Here is a 23,653-nt window from a genome sequence, read left to right on the forward strand (position 1 = left end):
AAAATCTCCATCCAACTCCTAGTATCTCGGATAAGGATAGAACTCTCCCTCTTCCAATCCAACTTTTCCTTCTTCAAAGACTTCTTGGTTCCATTCCATGACAAATTCTTCTGCTTCTGGATCTTCCAAAAAGTCCATAAGGGCATCTAGACCAACCTCGGCAGTATCTTTAAGGAAAAGCGCAAAATAAGCTAAAAATTCACGAGAAAATCCTTTTTTAGGTAGGTAAGGAATAACAGTCAAATAGTCTTCCTCATTGACTGTTGACTTAGCAGGATTGTAAAAAAGTACTGCTTCCTCAAAGAGAATGTCATCTGATGAAACCTCTCCATCTTCATCCACCATCTCCACACCTGCAGCATTTTGCGCTTCCAATAGAAAACTCACTTCAACCGCGTGGTTGCGCTTGTCCCAACTAATCTCAAAATCAAAGGGAAAGTTCTTCTCCAACTCTTCCTCTAAAACATCTAAAAATCCGTATGTTGCCATTTTTTCCTCTTTCTATGCGACTCTTAAATCGCCCCGATTGCTCGGAAATATGCTAAAATAGATACTACCATCTTACCACATATACATCAGAAAATCCACGTTAGAAAGGACTGCTATGCCAGACAATCTCGCGCTTCGCATGCGCCCTAAAACCATCGACCAGGTTATCGGTCAGGAGCATCTGGTCGGACCTGGAAAAATCATCCGCCGCATGGTAGAAGCCAACCGCCTGTCCTCCATAATTCTATATGGACCTCCGGGAATCGGCAAGACCAGTATTGCCTCTGCCATCGCAGGGACGACCAAGTATGCCTTTCGAACTTTCAATGCGACAGTAGATAGTAAAAAAAGACTCCAAGAAATCGCTGAAGAGGCTAAATTTTCTGGTGGTCTCGTCCTATTGCTAGACGAAATTCATCGTCTCGATAAGACCAAGCAAGACTTCCTCCTGCCACTCTTGGAAAGTGGTCTGGTCATCATGATTGGCGCTACGACTGAAAATCCTTTCTTTTCTGTCACTCCTGCCATTCGTAGCCGTGTTCAGATTTTTGAGTTGGAACCTCTGTCTAACCAAGACGTCAAAGAGGCCCTTCAGATAGCTCTAAGTAGCCCTGAGCGTGGTTTTGATTTTCCAGTAGAACTAGATGAGGATGCGCTGGATTTCATCGCAACCTCTACAAACGGAGACCTGCGCTCTGCCTTCAACTCACTGGACTTGGCTGTTCTCTCTACCCCTGAGAATGACAAGGGCATACGCCATATCACCCTAGACATCATGGAAAATAGCCTGCAGCGGAGCTACATTACCATGGACAAGGATGGTGATGGACACTATGATGTTCTCTCAGCCCTGCAAAAGTCTATCCGTGGCTCAGATGTGGATGCTAGTCTTCACTATGCTGCCCGCTTGATTGAGGCTGGTGATTTGCCAAGTCTCGCTCGTCGCTTGACTGTTATCGCTTATGAAGATATCGGTTTGGCCAATCCTGAAGCTCAGATTCACACCGTGACTGCTCTGGATGCTGCACAAAGGATTGGTTTCCCAGAAGCCCGCATTCTCATTGCCAATGTCGTCATTGATTTGGCCCTTTCTCCAAAATCCAACTCAGCCTATGTAGCTATGGATAAGGCGCTTGCCGACCTCAAAACATCAGGGCACTTGCCTATTCCGCGACACCTGCGTGATGGGCACTACAGTGGAAGCAAGGAACTGGGGAATGCCCAAGACTATCTCTATCCACACAACTATCCTGGAAATTGGGTCAAGCAAGACTATCTACCAGAAAAAATTCGTAATCATCACTATTTCCAAGCAGAAGATACTGGTAAATATGAACGGGCTTTGGCTCAAAGAAAGGAAGCTATCGACCGTTTGCGAAAAATCTGAAATCCTTTTCAAAAAATTGCACTTTCCTCTTGATTTTTTTTGAAAAAGTGGTATTATATAAACATAGAAACGCTGTGGTGTACGACTTCACACTTAAGTGTTGACCGACTATTTTTTGTATTATTAGGGAAACAAAAGTCTTCTAACAGCATGTAGGCCGTCTCACACGGAAACAGCTTCAGTTAGAGCGAGTTGCCCACCTGCTTAATTGCGCGGGTTCAATACAAACCGTGAAGTTTCGGCACCAATACAGCTTTTTTCTTTGCCTCCTTAGCTCAGCTGGCAGAGCAGCGGACTCTTAATCCGTGGGTCACAGGTTCGATCCCTGTAGGGGGCATCTAAATACAACAGGAAAAGCCTTGATTTACAAGGCTTTTTTGCTTGTCTATAACTGATTTACCCCATCATTTGTCCCACATTTTAAATCTATCTTTTCTTTTTGAATCAAATTACATCTTTACAAATAGTGTAAAGCCAGTTACTTTTGCTTTGATGCCATACAATATTTTCATGTAGAGAAGACAAATTTTATCTTCTCTTTTTATTTTCAAAATAATAAAAACTGATTTTCTTTTCATAAATCAGACTGAAACTTCCAAATTTTCCATTTTGTTTATTGACATTTCCTCTAAAAAGGTGTATAATATTTTTATTATCAAACTATACTATACTATATAGGGGGGTATTGAAATGAAATTTTCTAATCGTTTACTGCTATTCCTTGCAGGAGTTGTTTTTGTCCTTTTAGGACTTTTCCTATTTACAAACCCAGTAGCTAATCTTGTTGTTTACAGCTGGTGGATTGCATTTGGTTTACTGGTTTCTTCTATAGCAGCTATTTTAGGCTATTTCTCTGTACCAAAAGAGCTTCGCTCACCAGCTCATCTTTTCCAAGGGATTGTTAATCTTCTCTTAGCTCTTTACCTCGTTGCCTATGGCTTTGTGACGCTGCCAGTTGTCATTCCAACTATTTTAGGAATTTGGTTAATTGTAGAAGCCATTATAGCTTTCTTTAAAGGCAATCGTCTGGGATTGATTTTCCCTATTATTGGCAACCATATCATGTGGATAGCGTTGCTTGCATTTTTACTAGGTCTAGTGATTTTGTTCAATCCAGTAGCTACAAGTGTCTTTGTCGTTTATGTCGTTGCCTTTGCATTTTTAATTGTTGGTTTCACCTATATCCTTGATGCCTTTCGTAAATAATCTAGCTGCCATTTTGGGCATATTAAAATAGCTGGGAAGTTACATTCTCAGCTTTTTCTGTTGCCTCCTTAGCTCAGTTGGTAGAGCAGTAGACTCTTAAGCTATGGGGCGCAGGTTCGAGCCCTGCAGGGGGCACATCTAAATCAACAGAAATAAGCCTTGAAACCAAGGCTTTTTTTAACGTCTAATAGCTTTTTGTAGAAAAGTATTTAAAAATAAAAGAGAAGAGAATCTCTCACTCTCTTCTCAGTATATCTTATTAAATTTAGTTTTTCTTAATCTAGCTGATTTTCCTTTGCAACGACAAATTCCTTAACCAATCGATAGATAACAGCAAATATCGGTGTAAAGAATATCATCCCAAGTAAGCCAAAGAGATTGCCTCCAATACTAGCAGCCGCAAGCGTGAAAAGGGCTGGCAAACCAATAGACTGACCTACAACTCTAGGATAAATAAGGTTTCCTTCAATCAGCTGTATAACTTGATATAGAAGAAGAGAAAGTAAGGCTTGAGTAGGACTCACTGTGAAGATAAAAATCGCTCCCACAACACAAGCAATCATAGGCCCTACATAAGGAATGAACGATAGCACTCCTGCAAAGATACCTGTCATTACTCCATAGGGTATCCCAAACACGCTGTAACCAACCGCTATCATAACTCCTATGATAACTGCTTCAATCAGCTGACTCATCAAAAATTGGTCATAAGTCTCTAGTGCTACTTGTCCAATGTAAGTCAACTTTATCACCACCTTCTCTGGAAGAAAAACTTTTAGAAGTCGACTCGTCATCGCTGCCAGATGTTCCTTACTGGATAAAAATAAAAAGGTGAAGACTATAATCAAAAAGGCATTCATCAAACTTGAAAAAATATTGCCGATATTACTAGTCAGACCTGATAAAAAACCTATCAAAGCTTGGCTAATAGAACTAGATTGTCCCTGTATGCCTGATACGATAGTTGACAACATGTCTTTGGTTACAAATTCCGAGCTGCCTAGCAATTTCCCAAGTTGAGTAAGGACTGTTGAAAGGACTGTTCCCAGCTGACTAATAGTCTGGGCTAGGGTTGGCAGCACCAAAACCAAAAGAGCAATCACGATTAAGATAAGAGCTAGGAAAACAAGTACCATGGCAATCGGACGACGCAACTCTGCCTTTACCTTCAATTTAACTAAGTACTGTTCAATTTTTTTCATAGGAACATTAAGCACAAAAGCAATAACAGCACCATAAATCAAGGTTGATATTACATCAAAGAGAGAGATTGCTCCTGATATAAAGCTCGATGCATTCAGAATTACAAGAGCAACCAGCCCTATAAAAAGTATTAACGGGGTGTATTTTTTTACTAAGTTCATAAATTCTCCTTAATAAACATGTTTAGATACGACTATACTATTTGGTTTTTCAAACTCTCGATTAAGGTAGGCTTGGTAAGTTCCTGGAGCGATAAATCCTTTGGGTGAGAGGATATCGGTGCCAGCCTGACCGACTATGGTATCAGCCAAGAGCACACAGTTTGTAGATAAGACAAAGTAGGATTTAAACTTAGATTTGATAAATTTATAAAGTTCCCCATCTGTCTCATGTCTGATTTTATAAGCGTAGGTGTAGTCTTCCTTACCATCACCTGTCATGATTTTATCTGCACTTGGCTCCCATGGAATCGTCAGTTGTTTCAATTCAGCCAACTTTTTCTGAACTGCTTTTTCCATTTCAGGCGTCAAATCTATCCCATAACCAAAAAGCGTTTTTTGACTCTCACGTTTACATAGGTCAATGTACTTGTCACGATCACAGAAATATAAGACACCATCTCCTACCATGCCAAATAAGGTCTCAGAAGACGGATCATAGTTGCCATAAGAAATAACACGGCCTTGATAGCAGATATCCACATGACCAATTGCCGAAAACAGAGAGGTCTCAGCTGTATGAACAAAAATTTCTAGCTCTGCTGTCTTACCAGACTTCACTATTCCAAGATGGATATCTTCTTCCTCATCAGCATTTTCCAGCATAAATTTGTTAATTTTTGCTAAAGTTCTTGCAGGGATGAGAGCGGCTAGGACAATAGGTAAGCTCATTCTTACACGACGTTTGAGATGGTTTTTCCCAATTTCCTCCTCAAACAAGAAACCATCACGGATATTGGACACACCATAAAGGAAAAAATAAGCCCCTAATACAAAGAGTTGAAAGACAGAATTTCCTGTAGAGGACAAAAGACTAGTCCCACCAAGAAAAACTAGTACGAGTCCATCTAGTAAGAGACGAAAACGAGGTCGAATTTTGTTTTTGCGGTAGAGAACATAGGTGACAAGGTTAATACTAGCATGAAAAATCTGATAAACTCCAATCACAAGAGCCAAAATATAAATCGGCACATCCGTCGCAAGATTGGAGCCAAGCAAATATCCCAGCACTAACAATTTAACCAGTGCAACTCCCAAGGTGTCCGTTGACTGACTTTTTTTGAAAATACGTAATACTAAATCTAAGACCGTTGCTATCCAAGCTAAAAACAGAACCAGTCGAATAACCTTTACTGGCAACCAAGTCCCCGTGACCATCAAGATGAGACCTAGCAGAACAAACAAGAACCCCTGAGCAAGTAATTTCTTACCTGTCAGACCTAAAGATAGAATTTTCGCCATATAAAAACCTTTCAACAATAAAAATTAAACACTCCGATTAAACTGACTAGTAAATAGCCAACACTACAAACAGCCTGTGCCAGCAACATATGGTGACTAGAAATGACTGTAGTAATGTCACCATCTTGTCTTATGCACTTCTAAAATTTGTTATATTGATTAGAAACCAGAGCTTATAAAAACTAGCTAAACTCGAGAGATAGACACAATTGCGACGAAAAAATGTATAACCAATTCAACTTGTTAAGGTAAGAAAGCATTATTTCCAATCTATTAATTATTCATCTATTACCTATTATGACACAATATTCCCTATAGTTCAACTTTTTACTTGTTTTTATATTACACGGACTAAAAAGTTTTCAACAGTTGATTGCATGTGTTTTAATAAGTTTTAACCTTTCTTGGTTAGATAAAAAAAGAACCATACAGTTTAGAATCTGTATGGTTTTTGCCCCACTTTTGTCCCATTTTTAAATCATGACATTGAAAATACCTAAAATCACTTATATTTCAATATTTTTAATTGCTCTCAATATGAAAGTCCTTTCCAAATCCCTGTAGGGGGCATCTAAATCAACAGGAAAAAGCCTTGATTTACAAGGCTTTTTTGTGTAGTCTTAGCACTAAAAACGATAGAAAAAGCGGCCCTTCTGTACTGACCCCAAAAGTTGGACAGAAAAAACCTAACTTTTGTGGCGCAGTTCATTAGCGCCACATAAAGTTATTTAAGCATCTCCTTTTCTCTCATTACCATTTTCTGTTATAATAAATTGTACTTCTAAAATAGAAAGGTCTTAAGATGACAACTCTTATTAAACATAAACGTGTAGAATTTTCAGAACTTTTTTATGACTTAGTTTTTGTTTTTGCAATTTCAAAAGTAACTACTTTAATCGACCATCTTCATAACGGTATTTTGACTTGGAATTCTTTCCTTGATTTTTTCATTGCTATTTTGGTTCTCATCGATTCCTGGATGATTCAAACCGATTATACCAATCGCTATGGAAAGAACTCTTTATTTAACATGGTAATCATGTTTATCAAAATGGGACTTTTACTCTTTATAGCCAATATGATTGGACCTGATTGGCAACAATATTTTCATTATCTCTGTTGGGCTATTGGTACATTAACCCTTACCTTATTTTTTCAATATTTGGTTGAATTTTTTAGAAAATCAACCGATGATGTTGAACGGGAAAGTATCAAAGATTTTCTATGGATAACAGGTCTAGGAAGTTTAGGAGTCTATCTAGCAGCTCTTCTTCCTATTTACGTTAGAGTCTATATCTTCTTTGCTAGTATTCTGTTTATCTTTATTATGCCAAGTATCTTGCTTAATAAAGATAAGCATTACCAGGTAAATCTCCCCCATTTAATCGAGCGCATCTCCCTTCTTGTCATTATTACGTTTGGAGAGATGATTACGAATCTAGCTAACTTCTTTACAATCGAGAATTTCTCGATTTATTCGGTTCTTTATCTCATTATTATGATTTCTCTGTTCTTGTTTTATTTTGGTCAATTCGACCATGCTATTGATGAAAAATCTAATCAAAAGGGACTATTTCTAATTTACAGTCACTATCCTATTTTCATTGGACTTATGATGATGACTGTATCGATGAGTTTTCTTCAGAATCCTGAAGCTAATCGTCTCTTTGCAACCAGCTTCTCTTATATCGGATTTGGCCTCTTTCAAGCTGCTGTCCTAGTAAATGGGCCCTATAACAAACACTATCTTCGCTATTCGAAAAGTTACTACTGTGTCCAAGCGACACTCTATCTGGCTTCCTTTATTCTCTCTTTAATCTTTGCTTCTAATCCTATAATAGTAGTGAGTATAACAACCATTTTAGCTCTAGCTATAGCCATTCATTTTATTTATTTTTATATGACACAGAATAAAAAATATTCCAAATCTAACTGGGAGTTATTTTAATGAGTTTATAACATTAAAAAGCTTTGGGAACCAAGGCTTTTTTTCATTAATTTGTTTTTCCATTTTATCCTCCGATTTGAACTCGCACTGACATTTATTTATAACAAAACTATATATCTAGAATAGCATAATCATTAGGTATTATAGGTTTTCAAACCAAATACGAGTCATTCGTTTTTGCCCCATTTTTAAATCCTGACATTGAAAACACCTAAAAGTATTTCCCTAAAATCAGCTATATTTCAACATTTTTGTTTATTTTCAATATGAAAAGTTCTTACAAATCCATGTAGGGGGCATCTACATACAACAGGAAAAGCCTTGAGTAAAGGCTTTTTTCGTATCTTCTACAAAAAAAAAGCAAGAGTTTTAGAGGACTATGACTCTAGATGTACATTTTACTTAAATGACTGAAGGTCTTTTCTTAACAAAAACACCCCAAAAATTAGATTTTTTCTGTCTAACTTTTGAGGTACAGTTCAAAACGCGAAATAGCATTTTTTATTTTAGGTTACTAATCTAATCGAATAAACATCATGGCATTCAACAAAGATATGAGTGAGACCGTGTTTATATTATTTGAATAGATCAGTCTCTTATTTTCAATCGGAGGAATAATAAAATTAGAAATGATGATATCATAAGGCGATTCTTCTAAAGATTCCTTTGATAATTCTAATTCAGTCCAAACCTCAAGTTCAAAATTGTTGCTGCAATAATAAGAAAGTGTTTCCGCTACTGATTTTGCATGATACTGATCAAAATTGCTCATAACCAGAACCTTCAGCTTTGGCTGATTTTGTAGTAAATTAAGCACCAAATGTTTGGTATGAGTGATGAAGGTATAAGATAGATGATTTACCATCATTGAACTAGAACAAACCTCAAGAGTCTCTAAATAATGAGAAAGCTCTTTTTTTACATCTGAAACAAATTTAGGAAAAATATTTTGAAAATTCCTGATTGTATTCCCTTTTTGATCAAATAAAATAAACTCAGTGGACAACTCTTGACGATACAGATGTGCGGTATTATGCAGATGCCAAATCAGATTATCCTTATTCTCAATCTCAATCTGATACTTGACTGAAATCTGATCAATAAAATCACTCAATAGATGATAAGATTTTTCAACATAGCTATCCTTTTTTACACATTTCATAAAGAGACTTTCATCTATGAAAAACATTTTTTGAAAGTAAGACACAAATAATTGGCAAACCACTTCTTCATCTAAAGAGATATTGTATTCTGATTCAAAACTCTGAGCAACACCTTCTATTCCTTCTACCTGCATTAAAAAATCCAAACTTTGATCGTTAAAAGAGTCTTTCTCTACTTCCATGAAATGACCAAACTTTATTCTATATAGGTTCGTAACTAGGAGCAACTTTAGCATTCTATGAGTTGACAAATTCATTGGAAAGCTTGTTTCCTTATAAACCAATTCTAACAATTGAGATAGGGGCTCTGATGAAAAATTTTCAAATGGCCATTCTAGGAAATAATATTTTTCTGAAAAATATTGTGCAAAAAAGTAACGAATATCTCTCTCATTTCCAATGATTTGAACAGGGGTCAGACTGATTTCAAATTGAAATTGCCTTTTAATCACTTTATTGATTTGGCTAATAATACGATAGAGCGAAGATGAACTGATATAAAATTCTTTACAAATACTCTCAGCTTGACAACCTTCATTAAAGAAGATAAATTCTAAAATCGAAAAATGAGTTGAATGCTTAAAGAAATGATGGTAAACCATTTCAATATCACTATCATCGGTATTAATAATGCGTATACCATTAGTAGAAGAATGAAAAATCAAGTCAGGAAAAGCAGATTTAACATGGGATAGATCATCTTTGACTGCACGTTCTGTACAATTTAGTAACTCTGCTAGTTCAGAACGATGAAACCAACGTTTATGTTCAAATAATAATTCTAATAATTCTAATTGCCTATGACTTTTTTTAGATAATAAATCTCTCATAAATGTCTTTCTCTCTTTATAAATTATCGGATTAAACCTCTTGCAATTATACCACAAAGAATAGGTATAACATGATATAACGACTTTTACTAAGAACCTTTTATTTCGTATAATAACACTACGGGGGCAATATATAAACAATTTTCTTATTTTACCGTCTATTGAGGGCGTGAATACAGAATCAAATTCAAGTCGAAAGATTATACTTTTAATTTTAAAAATTATATAATAGCAACAATCAAAGAATTTGATTTTTTATATTAAAATTATATAATAATCAAAATAATTGATTATTTTATATCAAAATTATATAATAGCAATAATCAAAGGAATTGATTTATTTTTTGATATTAAAATAAAAAAGGAGGGTAAACAATATTGTGGTCAATCATTGCTGGAGGTCTTATTGGACTTGTAGCAGGTAGAATCACTAAAAAAGGTAGTTCTATGGGAATCGTCGCAAATGTATTCGCTGGTTTAGTCGGGGCATCTGTAGGACAATCCCTTTTAGGTAGTTGGGGCCCATCCATCGCTGGAATGGCTTTGATCCCATCTATTGCAGGAGCAGCAATTGTTGTTACTGTAGTATCATTCTTTACAGGTAGAAAGTAAACTTTTCGCCAGTAAAGTTAGCAAACTATTTTTAAATCAATGACGAGAAAAATAGTTTAAATGTTAAATCGAAAGGATTGTATATGTCAAAAGCAAAGAAAATATGTTTCATTATTTTCTGTATTTTAATCTTGACAATTTTCCTTCCTGTTTTGATAGATTATCATCAAGTTAGTGATCTAGGCATTCAGCTATTTAGCTGGAGACAGAATCATTTCGTTGAATTCTATCTCTCTAGATATATATTCTGGGGGATAGTGGCTCTATCAACTTTAGTTTTGTTATCGATGTTAGTTGTGTTGTTTTATCCTAAACGTTATTTGGAAATTCAACTTGAAACTAAAAACGATACATTAAAATTAAAGAATTCTGCAATCGAAGGTTTTGTTAGAAGTTTGGTAAGTGATCATGGATTGATCAAGAACCCAACTGTTCATGTAAATTTACGAAAAAATAAATGTTTCGTTCATGTAGAAGGTAAAATTCTTCCTTCGGACAACATCGCTGACAGATGCCAACTAATTCAAAATGAAATAACTAATGGATTGAAGCAGTTTTTTGGTATTGAGCGTCAGGTTAAACTAGAAGTTCTAGTAAAAGACTACCAGCCTAAACCAAAACCTCAAAACAAAAAGACTGTTAGTCGTGTGAAGTAAGGAAGTAAAAAATGGAATGGCTTAAACAATATCGATATCCAATTATCGCTGGTCTCATAGGCGTATTTCTCGCCTGTTTGATTATCTCCTTTGGCTTCTTCAAAACAATATTTGTATTGATTTTAGGAGCACTGGGAGTTGCAGCTGGATTATATATCGAAAAAAACTATATAGATAAATAAAAAAAATAAAAATTACTAATTTAATTAAAGGAGTTTCATATGTCAAACGAAAAAAACATTAACACTAACGTAGAAAAGAAAGATGCTACTGCTGTAGCTCACGAAATCAAAGGAGAACTTACTTACGAAGATAAAGTTATCCAAAAAATCATTGGTCTGTCACTAGAAAACGTTTCAGGTCTTTTGGGAATCGACGGTGGTTTCTTCTCAAATCTTAAAGAAAAAATCATTAACAGCGATGATGTAACAAGTGGTGTTAACGTAGAAGTTGGTAAAACACAAGTTGCAGTTGACTTAAACGTTATTGTTGAGTACCAAAAAAATGTTCCAGCTTTATATTCAGAAATCAGAGAAATCGTATCTTCAGAAGTTGCTAAAATGACTGACTTGGAAGTTGTTGAAATCAACGTAAACGTTGTCGACATCAAAACTAAAGAACAACATGAAGCAGACTCAGTAAGCCTTCAAGATCGCGTATCTGACGTTGCTGAATCAACAGGAGAATTCGCTTCAGAACAATTCGAAAAAGCTAAATCTGGTTTCTCAACTGTTCAAGAAAAAGTTAGCGAAGGTGTAGAAGCTGTTAAAGGTGCAGCAACTGGTGTAGTATCTCACGAAAAAACTCGTGTAAACTAAGATAAAATAAATATAACAGGAGAAATTATCATGTCAGTAGAAGAAAAATTAAATCAAGCTAAGGGTTCTATTAAAGAAGGTGTTGGTAAAGCCATCGGTGATGAAAAAATGGAAAAAGAAGGAACAGCTGAAAAAGTTGTTTCTAAAGTAAAAGAAGTTGCTGAAGATGCCAAAGACGCTGTAGAAGGCGCTATCGAAGGTGTTAAAAACATGTTGAGTGGCGACAATAAATAAGGCTAAAAGTTACTTTATCTTTTTAGTAACATTAGTCAAAAGAGTCTGAGTCAAGATGATTCTCAGAAAACAAAAAGCTAGAGATTTCCAATTGCGGAACTCTAGCTTTTTAATTTTTCCTCTTTCTCTTATTATATTTCAGCAGGTTGTTGACCATGAGTACGAATCCCATGTCAATTCTCACTTTACGCTTACCTCTCAGATGACATCTCTTATAACCCAAACAAACCTTTATCTGCCCAAAGACAGATTTCATATCAATCTTACGTTTAGCGAAAATTTATCTACCCTTGGAAGATAAAAGTGCCTGATATTCTTTAGTTTTTAAACACTGGTAACGTTCATTTATATACAGTCCCTTTTGAGGGGCTGATTCAGGTTCATCATCGCAGTCAACATTGATTTCAAGGCTGTTTGCCTTCTATCTCCCCTTTTTCATGATGTATTTTCGTACGGGTGCTTCAACCATTTGAACGATTTCAAATCCTTCTTTTTGGTAAAGGTGCTGAGCTCTTTGATTTGCCTCGAAGACATTTAGAGAAATACTGTCTATGTCTCCATTTTCAAAGACCAAACTAACAAATTTCCTTAAAGCCTGCCTACCTAAGCCTTGCCCCTGTTTCTGGGGGTTGATAAAAAATCTTCCAATATGAAGATTGCTGTCTTCTAGCCTAATTTTCTGGATAAGCCCGACAAACTCTTGTCCTTCAAAGATTGAAAAGATTCCTTCAAAATCTTGCAAAACTTGAATTGTCAAGGGAAAAGGAATCATTGTTCCCATCCATTGTTCTTGAAAAACTTTGCCAAGGGAGTTGGACCATTGGCATACGAGCTGAGCATTTTCTGTGCTCACCTTTTCTTCAAAACGAATTATCATCTTTGCCTCACCATCTTATCTATGTTTCTCCATTATACTACTTCTCCTATTTTTTACGAATAGATAAGTATGATTAATATTTATTTTTTTCTTGTCGGGAGCATTCTCGCTTCCTTTCTTGGTTTGGTTATTGACCGTTTCCCAGAGCAATCCATTATCAGCCCAGCCAGTCACTGCGATTCCTGTCAGACTCCTTTACGTCCCTTAGATTTGATTCCGATTCTCTCACAGGTACTCAATCGCTTTCGCTGTCGCTACTGCAAGGCTCCTTATCCTGTCTGGTATGCCCTCTTTGAACTAGGCTTAGGACTCATATTTCTGCTTTACTCTTGGGAATTGCTTCCCTTGGGGCAAGTCATCCTAATCACTGCTGGTTTGACCTTGGGCATCTACGACTTTCGCCATCAGGAATATCCCTTACTGGTCTGGATTGTCTTTCATCTACTCCTAATAGTCTGCTCCGGCTGGAATTTGGTCATGATCTTCCTCCTTGTTCTTGGAATTTTGGCTCATTTTATTGATATTCGCATGGGCGCAGGGGATTTCCTCTTTTTAGCTTCTTGCGCTCTCGTCTTTAGTGCGACCGAATTACTGATCTTGATTCAGTTTGCTTCTGCAACAGGAATTCTAGCCTTTCTCCTACAAAAGAAAAAGGAAAGACTTCCTTTTGTGCCTTTCCTCTTACTCGCTACTTGTGTGATTGTTTTTGGTAAGTTACTGCTTGTTTGATAAAGTCCTGAATCGGCTCTCCTTGATGGAGGGCTTTTACAATTTTCGAACCAACGATAACGCCATCTGACACCTCATTGAAGCGTTCTACATCGGCTTGACTAGATACACCAAAACCTGTCAAGACTGGGATATCGGCCACTTGATGAAGTTGTGCCAAGTGCTTATCCAAGTCTGCACGGTAATTGCCTGATTTCCCTGTCACCCCATTGATGGCAACGGCATAGACGAATCCTTCTGCCCCATCAATCAACTCTTTCTGGCGTTCAATTCCTGTCGTCAAACTAACTAGAGGAATCAAGGCAATGTCTGTGTCTGCCAAAAATGGTTCTACAAAGTTTGCATGCTCATGAGGCAGGTCTGGGATAATCAATCCCTTAACCCCTGTATCTTCCAAATCTTTGACAAAGTTCTCCACACCGTACTGAAAAAGGGGGTTAAAGTAGGTCATGATGACCAGCGGAACCTCTGTTTCAATATTTTTCAAGGTTTCAACCAAAGCTTGTGTCGAAGTCCCGTGGGCTAAACTACGCAAGCCAGCTTCTTCGATAACAGGTCCATCTGCAACAGGGTCTGAAAAGGGAATACCCACTTCAATTGCAGAGACACCCAAATCTTCTAAAAAGTGGATTGTTTCTCCGAGTCCATCCAAACCTTTCTCATGGTCTCCAGCCATGATATAAGGAACGAAAATTCCTTTTCCTGCTGCTTTGATAGCGTTCAATTTTTCTGTTAGTGTCTTAGGCATGAGCTTCTCCCTTCTTTGCTGCATCTGCTTCCAAGCGGTCTTTGACTTGAACCACATCCTTGTCCCCACGACCTGATAGACAGACAATCATGGACTTGTCTGGACCAAGTTCTTTGGCCAATTTCACCGCAAAAGCGATAGCATGGCTAGATTCCAAGGCTGGGATAATCCCTTCCACACGAGACAAGAGTTGAAATCCTTCCAAGGCTTCTTCGTCTGTCACAGGGACATAGCTGGCACGTTTGATATCGTGGTAGTGAGAATGTTCTGGACCGATACCAGGATAGTCCAAACCTGCTGAGATAGAGAAGGCTTCAAGAATTTGACCATGAGCATCTTGGAGCACATCCATGAGGGAACCGTGAAGGACACCCGGACGACCCTTAGTCAAAGTCGCTGCGTGATGCTCTGTATCCACACCAAGTCCTGCTGCTTCAGCCCCATACATGGCTACTGACTCATCTTCTACAAAGGGATGGAAGAGCCCGATAGCATTAGAACCACCACCAACACAGGCCACTAGGGCATCTGGCAGATCTTGACCTGTCAAGTCACGGTACTGTTGTTTAGCTTCTCGACCAATAACACTTTGGAAGTCACGAACGATTTCTGGGAATGGATGAGGCCCCAAGGCAGAACCAAGGATATAGTGGGTATCATCGATATTAGCTACCCATGAACGAAGGGCCGCATTGACCGCATCCTTGAGTACGCGCGAACCATCTGTTACCGCTTCGACCTTGGCTCCCAAAAGCTCCATACGGAACACATTGAGGGCTTGGCGTTTGACATCCTCCTCACCCATATAGATGGTACATTCCATGTTAAAGAGGGCCGCAGCTGTTGCAGTTGCTACACCGTGCTGACCAGCACCTGTTTCAGCGATAATTTTCTTTTTACCCATGCGTTTAGCCAGAAGAACTTGTCCCAAGGCATTGTTAATCTTGTGGGCCCCTGTATGGTTAAGATCTTCACGTTTAAGATAAATCTTGGCTCCGCCGATATGCTGGGTCAAGTTTTTTGCGTAGTAAAGGGGAGTTTCACGTCCCACATACTGGCGCAAAAGTTGGTTTAATTCCTCTTGGAAACTTGGGTCTGCCTGACTTTCACGGTAGGCCTTCTCCAACTCCAAAACTGCTGTCATCAATGTTTCTGGGACAAAACGTCCACCGAATTTTCCGTAAAATCCATCTTTATTTGGTTCTTGATATGCCATTCTTTACCCTCTCTATAAATCTTCTAATCTTTTCATGATCTTTTTGTCCATCTGTCTCCACTCCGCTTGATACATCTACTGCATAGGGAGTAAAGTGTTGAATTGCTTTTACTACATTGTCTTCATTAAGCCCACCTGCGATAAAGAAGAGCTGAGTTAATCCTGTCGTATCCAGTTGACCCCAATCAAAGGGTTGACCACTCCCAGCCACAGGGGCATCAAAGAGTAGATAGTCTGCCTGAGAATTGGGCACATTACCCTCTCCATCCACCTGCACAGCCTGAATGCTAGCACAAGGCAAATCCTCAAACAAATCATCCCCTACCTGACCGTGAACTTGAACAAAGTCCAAGCCAACTTTGTCAATCGCTTCTAGCAGTTCTGCCCGACTTGGTGAAACAAATACACCAACTTTTTTGACATCCGCAGGAATAAGCATTACCAGCTCAGAAGCCTGATCCAAGGTCACCTGTCTTTTACTAGGTGCAAAGACAAAACCGATGTAGTCTGCCCCTGCTGATACGGCTGACTCTACCGCTTCTTTGGTCGATAGTCCACAAATCTTAACCTTTGTCAATCTGCAACTCCTTGATTCTCTGGGCCACATCTTCTGCCTGCATGAGAGCTGTCCCTACCAAAATTCCGTTAAAGTATGGCGCTACTCGTTCCGCATCCTGCCCTGTGAAAATAGCAGATTCAGAAATGTACAAGCAATCATCTTTGAAATGTTTAGCCAAATCTACACTGGTCTGCAAGTCGACTTCAAAGGTGGTCAAGTTGCGGTTGTTGACCCCGATAATCTCAGCACCAAGTCTGTGAGCTACCTCTAGTTCAGCTAGATTATGAGTCTCCACCAAGACTTCCAGACCAAGCTCCGTCGCATAGTCATAAAGTTCCTTGAGGCGTTCTTCGGACAAGGCTGCCACAATGAGCAAGATGACTGTTGCACCTGCATTGCGAGCTCGAATGATTTGCTTTTCATCGATAATAAAGTCCTTGTTGAGCGTCGGAATGTTTACCTGACTGGAAATCTCCCGTAGATAATCCAAATGTCCTTTAAAGAAAACCTCATCTGTCAGAACGGAAATCATCACTGCTCCGTTCGCTTCATAAGTCTGGGCCTGTTGCACAATATCCACATCTAGATTGATATCTCCCAGACTAGGGCTAGCTTTCTTGACTTCAGAGATTACCTGCAAGCGATCCTGATGATTCTTCAAAAATTCTGCCAAGCGATAGGTCTGGCGCAGGGGCTGGATTTCCTCCAGCTCCATCTGCTCAACCTCACGCGCCTTCTGCTCCAAAATTCGTGCTAAAAATTCCTGACTCATTTTTGGTACTCCTGTAACAGTCTGAGTTTTTCAAGGGCCTTGCCACTAGCAATCACTTGACGAGCTAAGGCAACTCCTTCCTTAATACTAGCTACCTTACCATTAGCATAGAAACCAAGACCAGCATTTAAAACTGTAGTTTCCAAGAATGGACTTGGTTCATTTTTAAGAACGCTGAGCAAAATTTCTGCATTTTCCTGAGCATTCCCTCCACGAATATCTTCGATAGCGTAGCACTCCATCCCTAAATCCTCTGGAGTAAAGCTTGACAAGGTGATTTCGCCATTTTCAAGAAGAGCAATCGTGGTTGTTCCATTCAAGCCAGCTTCATCCAGTCCTTCTGGTCCAGCTACTACAATAGCACGTTTGCGACCCATATTTTTCAAAACCTGAGCTGTACTTTCCAGAAGTTCTGGACGACTAATTCCAAGAAGCTGTGTTTCCAAGGCCATTGGGTGAATCAGGGGACCAGTCAAATTCATAATCGTTGGAATCCCCAATTCCAAACGAGCTGGCATGATGTATTTCATAGCTGGGTGCATATTTTTGGCAAAGAGAAAGACGATTCCAGTTTTATCAAAAACCTTACCTAGTTCAGCTGGTTTAAGGTCTAGGTTGATGCCCAAGGCTTCTAGAACATCTGCAGAACCAGATTTAGAAGAAATCGAGCGGTTACCGTGTTTTGCCATATGAACACCGCCACCAGCCAAGACAAAGGCTGCAGTTGTGGAAATATTAAAACTGAAAGACTTGTCTCCACCTGTACCACAGTTGTCCATGGCATCATGAATCTCAGTTGGAATATATTGGGCATGTCCTCTCATGACTTGGGCAATGGCTGTGCGTTCTTCAGGTGTTTCCCCCTTCATCTTAAGAGCTAAGAGGAGAGAAGCAATTTGCGCCTCCGTTACACGTCCAGTTACGATACGCTCAATGACATCCGTCATTTCCACACCTGATAAATTTTCAAATTTTGCTAGTTTTTCAATAATCTCTTTCATCCTAGTTTCCTCACTTTACAACCTTCTCGATAAAATTCCGAATAGAAGACAAGCCGTCTGGCGTTCCAATGCTCTCTGGATGGTACTGGAAGCCATAAATCGGTAGGTTTTTATGTTGAATCCCCATGATGGCTTGGTCATCAGTCGAACGAGCTGTCACTTCAAACTCTTCTGGCATTTCTTCAATCAAAATACTGTGGTAACGCATGACCGCACGGCCATCCTCAATACCTTGATACAAAACAGATGGCGCTTCAAAGCTGATATTACTCTGTTTCCCATGCATGACTTTTGGAGCCAAACCTAACTTACCACCAAAGACTTCTGCAATGGCTTGGTGACCCAAACAGATCCCAAGAATCGGCTTCTTGCCAGCAAAGTCACGAATCATGTCTTCCATCTTTCCGGCATCAACTGGCCAACCAGGACCAGGAGAAAAGACCAGACCATCTGCTTTTTCAGCTTCTTCATACAGCTTGGGATCATCATTTCTCAAGACCTGCACTTCTGCAAAATTCCCAATGTATTGGGCCAAGTTATAGGTAAAAGAATCATAGTTGTCAATCAATAAAATCATGGTCTTAGTTCTCCAATTCTAGTCATAGATTTTGCTTTGTTAATGGTTTCTTGGTATTCGTTTTGGGCGATGGAGTCGTAGACAATCCCTGCCCCAGCCTGCACATAGGCTGTTTGATTTTTGAGAATCATCGTTCGGATGGCAATGGCGAAATCCATATCACCCGTCGCAGACAAGTAGCCGATTGCTCCTGCGTATACGCCCCGTTTTTCTGTTTCCAGTTCATAGATGCGTCTCATCGCTCGAATCTTTGGTGCTCCAGAAACTGTTCCAGCAGGAAGTGTTGCTTTCAAAGCATCCATGGCAGTGAGTTCTGGAAGCAAACGCCCCTTGACCACACTGGTCAAATGCATGACATAACGGAAGAGCTCCACTTCCATATACTTGGTGACTTGGACACTGGCCGTTTCAGAGATGCGGCCAATATCATTACGACCCAAGTCTACTAACATTCGATGCTCTGCTGTTTCCTTCTCATCCGAAAGCAGGTCTGTCGCCAAAGCCTTGTCTTCTTCATCTGTAGCTCCTCTTGGTCGCGTACCTGCAATCGGATTGGTTGTCACGATGCCATTTTTGACAGAAACCAAACTTTCTGGACTTGCTCCGATGATTTGATAATCACCAAAGTCATAGAAATAAAGGTAATTAGATGGATTGGTCACGCGGAGATTTCTGTAGAAGTCAAATGGATTTCCAGTAACTTCTGCTGAGAAGCGCTGACTGAGCACGCATTGGAACATATCCCCGTTACGAATCAAGTCACGAGCGGTTTCCACCATTTGCTCAAACTTCTGAGGAGCGATATGCGGTTTGAAGTCTAACGGAGATAGATCCAAGTCTTCAAATTCATTTGGAGCAGGAATGCGTAATTCCTCAAGCACTTGGTTCAAGGCTTCTGCCAAGTCTTCTTGGCTACGCTCACTATAGAGAGCATCCTCGATGACATGGATTTTTTCCTTCTTGTGGTCAAAGACCATATAACTCTCATAGACGAAGAAATGCATGTCTGGCGTTCCAATCGTATCTTGAGGGATTTGACCAATTTCTTCATAAAGCGAAATCATATCGTAACCAACAAAACCAATTGCCCCACCACCAAAAGGGAGGTCTGAATGGTGTTGACTCTTATGAGTCACTTGATAAAGAAAATCCAAGGGATCACGATCAATCACTTGACCATTTTGATAAAGGACTCCATTTTCAAACTTAATCTCAAAAACAGGATTATAGGCTAGGATAGAAAAACGAGCGGTTTCCTTGTCTCTCGGAATACTCTCTAAGATAACCTTGTGTTGCCCCTTTAGGCGCATATAAGCCAAGATTGGTGATAAGACATCTCCATGAATGATTCGTTCCATTGTAATTTCCCTTTCAGTTCTACTTCTAGTCCGTGGCGACTGTATGAAAAATCCCCACGCAAAATAACTTGCGTGAGGACGAAATTCGCGGTGCCACCTCAATTATAGGATTTCTCCTATCTCTCATTCCTGTCTCAGATATTTCCTGTAACAGGCTGTGCGATAAAGGGCACTCCCTTGAGAATTATGTTTTCTTCTCTCGTTTCAGATGGACCCAACCTTACAGCTTTCTCTGCTTGTTTCCAGCAACCACAAGCTCTCTGTGAGAGAAAAGACTGTAATTTTTCCATCTATTATTTTTTAGCTTCTAGGTAGTCCGCAATTGCAGCTACGTCCTTGTCTCCACGACCAGAGACATTGATGATGATAATGTCGTCTTTACTTAGTTTCGGTGCACGTTTAACTGCTTCTGCGATAGCGTGCGAACTTTCAATCGCTGGGATAATTCCTTCAGTCTTGCTAAGAAGGAGGAGAGCCTGAACAGCTTCTTCGTCTGTCGCAGCCACATATTCCACGCGACCTGAATCTTTAAAGTATGCGTGTTCTGGGCCAACCCCTGGATAGTCCAATCCAGCTGAGATAGAGTAAACTGGAGCTAGCTCTCCATCTTCCTTAAAGACTGCATAAGTCTTCATGCCATCGACAATTCCGATACTACCTTTTGTCATAGTAGCTGCGTGCTTGTCTGTGTCAAGTCCGTGACCAGCAGCTTCAACCCCAACCAATTTAACTTCTTCATCAGCCACATACTGAGAAAATGCACCAATAGCATTAGAACCACCACCTACACAGGCAATAACGTAGTCTGGTAAACGACCTTCTTTTTCTAAGATTTGACGGCGAGATTCTTCACTGATGACCTTTTGGAACTCGTGGACAATTGTAGGATATGGGTGAGGTCCCACAGCAGATCCCAGAACATAGAAGGCTTCAAGGTCATTCATCCATGCTCCAAAGGCTGCATCAACCGCATCTTTGAGGGTACGAGTCCCTGTTTCAACTGCGTGAACAGTTGCTCCCATCATCTCCATACGGAAAACATTGAGACGTTGACGTTCCACATCCTCTGCTCCCATGTAGACATCACAGGCCATACCAAACTTGGCTGCAGCCGCTGCTGTCGCAACACCGTGCTGACCAGCTCCTGTTTCAGCGATTACTCGTTTTTTGCCCATGCGTTTGGCCAAAAGAATTTGTCCTAAAACGTTGTTGAGTTTATGAGAACCAAGATGGTTAAGGTCTTCGCGCTTGAGATAAATCTTAGCGCCACCTAAGTGCTCTGTCAAACTTTCTGCAAAATAGAGCGGTGTTTCTCGACCTGAATAATCCTTCAAGTAATGGCGAAATTCTGCCAAAAATTCTGGATCATCCTTGTACTTTTCAAATGTCACTTCCAACTCATCCAACAAAGCCTGAATCGGCTCCGGTACAAAACTACCACCAAATTGTCCAAAATAACCTTTAGTTGTCATAAAAATTTCCTCTTTCTGTATTGGTTCCAAGATATGAAAAAAGCCCACACACAGAAAATACTTCCATGTGAGGGCGTTGGTAACGCGGTGCCACCTCAATTATAAAGGGACTATCCCTTTACATCTCTGCCTTGTCTAACAACAAGTTGCACTGTAAGGTGTGCGCACCGAATTTTCATTGTTTCAAATTCATTTTTAAAATCAGCCCACTTTCACTACTTCCAACCACCTGTTCACAATCACCACAGGCTCCCTGAAGATCAAATATAGTTACTTTTCTGATTTGTTGAACTTATTTTAATACTTTGTTTTTTCTTTGTCAAGACTTTTTTACAATTTTTTTGATGAAGCTAGTACTTTTTCAGAAACTGTTTTGAAAGTCTCAATGATATAGTCCACTTCTTCATCGCTTAATTTAGTATGAAGAGGGAGCGTAATTTCATTTTCAAAAAAGGCATAGGCCTTAGGATAGTTCGTCATATCAAAGCCAAGATTCTTATAGGCTGTCAAGAGCGGAAGTGGTTTGTAGTGTACATTACTTGCAATCCCTGCTTTAGCTAATTCTTGGATGATAAGATTGCGTTCTTCTAAGCTCGCTCCTTCTACATGGGTGATGTAAAGGTGGCGTGAAGATTCGACAGTTTCAGTCTTGTGTGCCAATGGATGGATGCGAGAACCTGCAAAACCACGATCATAGCGGTTCACGATCTCCTTACGACGTTCTAGCAAACTTGGGTAGCGGTCCAATTGTACCAAACCAAGGGAAGCCATAATATCGGTCATATTACACTTGTAGGCTGGTGTGACGATATCGTATTCCCATGAACCCAGTTGCATCTTGGCAAGAGCATCCTTAGTTTGCCCGTGAAGGGAAAGAATTTGGAATTCCTTGTACATCTCTTCGTCGTCAATCGCTGGATTGGCTTTCCAAGTGGCACTTCCACCTTCTGAAGTTGTAAAGTTCTTAACGGCGTGGAATGAGAAGGAAGTAAAGTCAGCGATAGAACCAGCTGGTTGCCCTTTATAAGTAGATCCCAAAGCATGGGCACTATCAGAAACAATCACGATACGGTTAAAGGCTTTTTGCCACTTGCTTGAAGCGGTAAAGAGATCACGTTTCTTCTCCACAACTTGGAACAAACGGTCGTAGTCGCAAACAATCCCTGCAAGCTCTACTGGGATGATCACCTTGGTCTTTTCAGTGATAGCTTGCTCAAGCAGGTCATAGTCCATCTCAAACGTATCTGCTTGGATATCCACCATGACAGGAGTTGCTCCCACGTGAGTGATAACACTACATGAAGCTGTATAGGTCATGGCTGGAACGATGACTTCATCACCAGGTCCAACTTCCAAGACGCGCAAAATCAACTCAAGCGCGGCAGTCGCAGAGTTAAGACAGACAGTCTTGGGAGTCTGTGTGTATTGAGACAAGCGACGCTCCAGTTCTTTTGTCTTAGGACCTGTTGTAATCCAACCAGAACGCAGGGTATCCGCTACTTCAGCAATTTCTGCTTCCGTAATATCGGGTGGTGAAAATGGAATATTGTAATTTGGCATTGATTTGCTCCTTTTGTCTGTACTCATTTTCTCATGACTACTTTATTTTAGCACTTCAAACACGGTTTGAAACATGATTTTGATGTCTCCAAGGAAACTAAACTCTCGGAGATAGTCGAGGTTATAGCGCATCTTTTCAGGAAGGACGTGTTCGACATAGGCTTGGTCAACTGACAGGCCTTTTTCGGTCATTTGACTGATGATAGTATCCTCATCCTTGTAGTTGATGCTGGCTGGAGAGGTAATCCCTGCTGGCAAAAGCAAGGTTGCCATCATTTCAGGGCTATACTGCTCTGTGTAGCGTGGCACTTCAGGTCGTGTACCGACAAAGGACATTTCGCCTTTAAGGACATTGACCAGCTGAGGCAGTTCATCCAAGCGCACACGGCGGATAAAATTCCCAACCTTGGTAATACGGCTATCGTTAGCAGAAGTCACCAGACTTCCTTTTTTATCCGCATCCGTCACCATGGTACGGAACTTCCAAATCTTGAACCGACGGTTGTACTGGGTCACGCGCTCTTGCTTGTAAATCACTGGCCCCTTGCTATCCAACTTGATCCAAATGCTCAAGATGAGAAAGATGGGAGAGGTCAGAACCAGCAAGACCAAGGCCAGAACCCAGTCCAAGCAACGCTTAAAAATCAGCGAACCCTTCCTTTTAGAGACAAGCTGGTAGTAAGACTCAACCTCGCTTGATTTCATTTCCACGGGCAAGTCTTCCCATTTCAGCATGCTGTTTCTCCTTTGTTTTTACTATACTATTTGTCAACATTTT

24 protein-coding genes, 2 tRNA genes, 1 pseudogene and 2 other annotated features are annotated in these 23,653 nt (G+C 39.9%); of the genes and pseudogenes, 11 read left to right on the forward strand and 16 right to left on the reverse strand.

The window, feature by feature from the left end:
• Positions 1-18 precede the first annotated feature (18 nt).
• The gene (locus D7D53_RS06405) at positions 19-489 is read right to left on the reverse strand and encodes a DUF3013 family protein (protein WP_000257122.1); all 471 of its coding nucleotides are present in this window, start codon (positions 487-489) and stop codon (positions 19-21) included.
• A gap of 115 nt (positions 490-604) precedes the next feature.
• Here D7D53_RS06405 and D7D53_RS06410 point away from each other — a divergent pair, with 115 nt between their 5' ends.
• From D7D53_RS06410 to D7D53_RS06425, 4 genes are all read left to right on the forward strand, one after another.
• A complete protein-coding gene (locus tag D7D53_RS06410) occupies positions 605-1,876 on the forward strand; it encodes a replication-associated recombination protein A (protein WP_120770486.1) in 1,272 nt (423 codons plus the stop codon).
• A 264-nt stretch (positions 1,877-2,140) separates the two neighbouring features.
• Positions 2,141-2,213: transfer RNA gene (locus D7D53_RS06415), tRNA-Lys, on the forward strand.
• Between the two features lie 353 nt (positions 2,214-2,566).
• Entirely contained in the window at positions 2,567-3,082 is a 516-nt protein-coding gene (locus tag D7D53_RS06420) for a DUF308 domain-containing protein (protein ID WP_033681462.1), read from the forward strand.
• Positions 3,083-3,144: 62 nt separating this feature from the next.
• Positions 3,145-3,217: transfer RNA gene (locus tag D7D53_RS06425), tRNA-Lys, on the forward strand.
• 140 nt (positions 3,218-3,357) lie between these two features.
• On the opposite strand, the gene D7D53_RS06430 is transcribed toward D7D53_RS06425, so the two are convergent.
• Both D7D53_RS06430 and D7D53_RS06435 read right to left on the reverse strand, forming a co-directional pair.
• Positions 3,358-4,446, reverse strand: a complete 1,089-nt coding sequence (locus tag D7D53_RS06430) for an AI-2E family transporter (protein WP_042750600.1) — start codon at positions 4,444-4,446, stop codon at positions 3,358-3,360.
• A 9-nt stretch (positions 4,447-4,455) separates the two neighbouring features.
• Positions 4,456-5,745 (reverse strand): DUF308 domain-containing protein, encoded by a 1,290-nt coding sequence (locus D7D53_RS06435; RefSeq protein ID WP_120770487.1) that lies wholly within the window; start codon positions 5,743-5,745, stop codon positions 4,456-4,458.
• 802 nt (positions 5,746-6,547) lie between these two features.
• Here D7D53_RS06435 and D7D53_RS06445 point away from each other — a divergent pair.
• The gene (locus D7D53_RS06445) at positions 6,548-7,693 is read left to right on the forward strand and encodes a low temperature requirement protein A (RefSeq protein WP_120770488.1); all 1,146 of its coding nucleotides are present in this window, start codon (positions 6,548-6,550) and stop codon (positions 7,691-7,693) included.
• A gap of 514 nt (positions 7,694-8,207) precedes the next feature.
• Here D7D53_RS06445 and mgaSpn read toward each other — a convergent pair.
• On the reverse strand, positions 8,208-9,686 hold the full coding sequence (gene mgaSpn, locus D7D53_RS06450; protein WP_120770489.1) for a virulence factor transcriptional regulator MgaSpn: 1,479 nt from the start codon (positions 9,684-9,686) through the stop codon (positions 8,208-8,210).
• 375 nt (positions 9,687-10,061) lie between these two features.
• Between mgaSpn and D7D53_RS06455 the strand changes: the two genes are divergently transcribed.
• From D7D53_RS06455 to D7D53_RS06475, 5 genes are all read left to right on the forward strand, one after another.
• Positions 10,062-10,298: a GlsB/YeaQ/YmgE family stress response membrane protein gene (locus D7D53_RS06455; protein WP_120770490.1), complete on the forward strand. Its 237-nt coding sequence runs from the start codon at positions 10,062-10,064 to the stop codon at positions 10,296-10,298.
• 83 nt (positions 10,299-10,381) lie between these two features.
• On the forward strand, positions 10,382-10,954 hold the full coding sequence (gene amaP / locus D7D53_RS06460) for an alkaline shock response membrane anchor protein AmaP (RefSeq protein WP_020901648.1): 573 nt from the start codon (positions 10,382-10,384) through the stop codon (positions 10,952-10,954).
• Positions 10,955-10,965: 11 nt separating this feature from the next.
• Positions 10,966-11,136 carry a DUF2273 domain-containing protein gene (locus tag D7D53_RS06465; RefSeq protein WP_000455064.1) on the forward strand — a complete coding sequence of 57 codons (171 nt, stop codon included), beginning with the start codon at positions 10,966-10,968 and terminating at the stop codon, positions 11,134-11,136.
• Positions 11,137-11,175: 39 nt separating this feature from the next.
• On the forward strand, positions 11,176-11,772 hold the full coding sequence (locus D7D53_RS06470) for an Asp23/Gls24 family envelope stress response protein (protein WP_120770491.1): 597 nt from the start codon (positions 11,176-11,178) through the stop codon (positions 11,770-11,772).
• Between the two features lie 30 nt (positions 11,773-11,802).
• Positions 11,803-12,006: a CsbD family protein gene (locus tag D7D53_RS06475; protein WP_000109960.1), complete on the forward strand. Its 204-nt coding sequence runs from the start codon at positions 11,803-11,805 to the stop codon at positions 12,004-12,006.
• Positions 12,007-12,115: 109 nt separating this feature from the next.
• On the opposite strand, the pseudogene D7D53_RS10355 reads toward D7D53_RS06475, so the two are convergent.
• Positions 12,116-12,412: pseudogene (locus D7D53_RS10355) on the reverse strand (transposase); the annotation flags it as partial.
• A 15-nt stretch (positions 12,413-12,427) separates the two neighbouring features.
• Entirely contained in the window at positions 12,428-12,883 is a 456-nt protein-coding gene (locus tag D7D53_RS06485; RefSeq protein ID WP_120770492.1) for a GNAT family N-acetyltransferase, read from the reverse strand.
• A gap of 69 nt (positions 12,884-12,952) precedes the next feature.
• On the opposite strand from D7D53_RS06485, the gene D7D53_RS06490 reads away from it, so the two are divergent.
• The gene (locus D7D53_RS06490; protein ID WP_120770493.1) at positions 12,953-13,612 is read left to right on the forward strand and encodes a prepilin peptidase; all 660 of its coding nucleotides are present in this window, start codon (positions 12,953-12,955) and stop codon (positions 13,610-13,612) included.
• Here D7D53_RS06490 and trpA read toward each other — a convergent pair.
• The 10 genes from trpA to D7D53_RS06540 form a co-directional block, all read right to left on the reverse strand.
• Entirely contained in the window at positions 13,572-14,360 is a 789-nt protein-coding gene (gene trpA, locus D7D53_RS06495) for a tryptophan synthase subunit alpha (protein WP_120770494.1), read from the reverse strand. The two genes, D7D53_RS06490 and trpA, sit on opposite strands and share 41 nt — an antisense overlap.
• Complete coding sequence (trpB, locus tag D7D53_RS06500; protein WP_000331265.1) at positions 14,353-15,576, reverse strand: tryptophan synthase subunit beta; 1,224 nt, start codon at positions 15,574-15,576, stop codon at positions 14,353-14,355. The genes trpA and trpB (D7D53_RS06500) overlap by 8 nt, the downstream gene beginning before the upstream one ends.
• Entirely contained in the window at positions 15,554-16,153 is a 600-nt protein-coding gene (locus D7D53_RS06505; protein ID WP_162927885.1) for a phosphoribosylanthranilate isomerase, read from the reverse strand. The genes trpB (D7D53_RS06500) and D7D53_RS06505 overlap by 23 nt, the downstream gene beginning before the upstream one ends.
• Positions 16,140-16,907: an indole-3-glycerol phosphate synthase TrpC gene (gene trpC, locus D7D53_RS06510; protein ID WP_120770496.1), complete on the reverse strand. Its 768-nt coding sequence runs from the start codon at positions 16,905-16,907 to the stop codon at positions 16,140-16,142. Before trpC ends, D7D53_RS06505 begins: the two co-directional genes overlap by 14 nt.
• Positions 16,904-17,908, reverse strand: a complete 1,005-nt coding sequence (gene trpD / locus D7D53_RS06515; RefSeq protein ID WP_120770497.1) for an anthranilate phosphoribosyltransferase — start codon at positions 17,906-17,908, stop codon at positions 16,904-16,906. The genes trpC and trpD overlap by 4 nt, the downstream gene beginning before the upstream one ends.
• A 10-nt stretch (positions 17,909-17,918) precedes the next feature.
• On the reverse strand, positions 17,919-18,485 hold the full coding sequence (locus D7D53_RS06520) for an aminodeoxychorismate/anthranilate synthase component II (protein WP_042900462.1): 567 nt from the start codon (positions 18,483-18,485) through the stop codon (positions 17,919-17,921).
• Positions 18,482-19,843, reverse strand: a complete 1,362-nt coding sequence (gene trpE, locus D7D53_RS06525; protein WP_120770498.1) for an anthranilate synthase component I — start codon at positions 19,841-19,843, stop codon at positions 18,482-18,484. Before trpE ends, D7D53_RS06520 begins: the two co-directional genes overlap by 4 nt.
• A 71-nt stretch (positions 19,844-19,914) precedes the next feature.
• Positions 19,915-20,140 (reverse strand) — a binding site (T-box leader).
• A complete protein-coding gene (gene trpB / locus D7D53_RS06530; protein ID WP_033676443.1) occupies positions 20,137-21,315 on the reverse strand; it encodes a tryptophan synthase subunit beta in 1,179 nt (392 codons plus the stop codon). It overlaps the preceding feature by 4 nt.
• Positions 21,316-21,381: 66 nt before the next feature.
• Positions 21,382-21,605 (reverse strand) — a binding site (T-box leader).
• A 40-nt stretch (positions 21,606-21,645) separates the two neighbouring features.
• The gene (locus D7D53_RS06535; protein WP_120770499.1) at positions 21,646-22,875 is read right to left on the reverse strand and encodes a DegT/DnrJ/EryC1/StrS family aminotransferase; all 1,230 of its coding nucleotides are present in this window, start codon (positions 22,873-22,875) and stop codon (positions 21,646-21,648) included.
• Between the two features lie 42 nt (positions 22,876-22,917).
• Positions 22,918-23,610 carry a sugar transferase gene (locus tag D7D53_RS06540; RefSeq protein WP_120770500.1) on the reverse strand — a complete coding sequence of 231 codons (693 nt, stop codon included), beginning with the start codon at positions 23,608-23,610 and terminating at the stop codon, positions 22,918-22,920.
• Positions 23,611-23,653 lie beyond the last annotated feature (43 nt).

The sequence above is a fragment of the Streptococcus gwangjuense genome (assembly GCF_003627155.1).
GTDB lineage: Bacteria > Bacillota > Bacilli > Lactobacillales > Streptococcaceae > Streptococcus > Streptococcus gwangjuensis.

Excerpts from the sequence above, each read along its gene's own strand:
- D7D53_RS06405 (WP_000257122.1), bottom strand. The coding sequence starts at position 489 with ATGGCAACATACGGATTTTTAGATGTTTTAGAGGAAGAGTTGGAGAAG.
- D7D53_RS06410 (WP_120770486.1), top strand. The coding sequence starts at position 605 with ATGCCAGACAATCTCGCGCTTCGCATGCGCCCTAAAACCATCGACCAG.
- D7D53_RS06420 (WP_033681462.1), top strand. The coding sequence starts at position 2,567 with ATGAAATTTTCTAATCGTTTACTGCTATTCCTTGCAGGAGTTGTTTTT.
- D7D53_RS06430 (WP_042750600.1), bottom strand. The coding sequence starts at position 4,446 with ATGAACTTAGTAAAAAAATACACCCCGTTAATACTTTTTATAGGGCTG.
- D7D53_RS06435 (WP_120770487.1), bottom strand. The coding sequence starts at position 5,745 with ATGGCGAAAATTCTATCTTTAGGTCTGACAGGTAAGAAATTACTTGCT.
- D7D53_RS06445 (WP_120770488.1), top strand. The coding sequence starts at position 6,548 with ATGACAACTCTTATTAAACATAAACGTGTAGAATTTTCAGAACTTTTT.
- mgaSpn (WP_120770489.1), bottom strand. The coding sequence starts at position 9,686 with ATGAGAGATTTATTATCTAAAAAAAGTCATAGGCAATTAGAATTATTA.
- amaP (WP_020901648.1), top strand. The coding sequence starts at position 10,382 with ATGTCAAAAGCAAAGAAAATATGTTTCATTATTTTCTGTATTTTAATC.
- D7D53_RS06465 (WP_000455064.1), top strand. The coding sequence starts at position 10,966 with ATGGAATGGCTTAAACAATATCGATATCCAATTATCGCTGGTCTCATA.
- D7D53_RS06470 (WP_120770491.1), top strand. The coding sequence starts at position 11,176 with ATGTCAAACGAAAAAAACATTAACACTAACGTAGAAAAGAAAGATGCT.
- D7D53_RS06475 (WP_000109960.1), top strand. The coding sequence starts at position 11,803 with ATGTCAGTAGAAGAAAAATTAAATCAAGCTAAGGGTTCTATTAAAGAA.
- D7D53_RS06485 (WP_120770492.1), bottom strand. The coding sequence starts at position 12,883 with ATGATAATTCGTTTTGAAGAAAAGGTGAGCACAGAAAATGCTCAGCTC.
- D7D53_RS06490 (WP_120770493.1), top strand. The coding sequence starts at position 12,953 with ATGATTAATATTTATTTTTTTCTTGTCGGGAGCATTCTCGCTTCCTTT.
- trpA (WP_120770494.1), bottom strand. The coding sequence starts at position 14,360 with ATGCCTAAGACACTAACAGAAAAATTGAACGCTATCAAAGCAGCAGGA.
- trpB (WP_000331265.1), bottom strand. The coding sequence starts at position 15,576 with ATGGCATATCAAGAACCAAATAAAGATGGATTTTACGGAAAATTCGGT.
- trpC (WP_120770496.1), bottom strand. The coding sequence starts at position 16,907 with ATGAGTCAGGAATTTTTAGCACGAATTTTGGAGCAGAAGGCGCGTGAG.
- trpD (WP_120770497.1), bottom strand. The coding sequence starts at position 17,908 with ATGAAAGAGATTATTGAAAAACTAGCAAAATTTGAAAATTTATCAGGT.
- D7D53_RS06520 (WP_042900462.1), bottom strand. The coding sequence starts at position 18,485 with ATGATTTTATTGATTGACAACTATGATTCTTTTACCTATAACTTGGCC.
- trpE (WP_120770498.1), bottom strand. The coding sequence starts at position 19,843 with ATGGAACGAATCATTCATGGAGATGTCTTATCACCAATCTTGGCTTAT.
- trpB (WP_033676443.1), bottom strand. The coding sequence starts at position 21,315 with ATGACAACTAAAGGTTATTTTGGACAATTTGGTGGTAGTTTTGTACCG.
- D7D53_RS06535 (WP_120770499.1), bottom strand. The coding sequence starts at position 22,875 with ATGCCAAATTACAATATTCCATTTTCACCACCCGATATTACGGAAGCA.
- D7D53_RS06540 (WP_120770500.1), bottom strand. The coding sequence starts at position 23,610 with ATGCTGAAATGGGAAGACTTGCCCGTGGAAATGAAATCAAGCGAGGTT.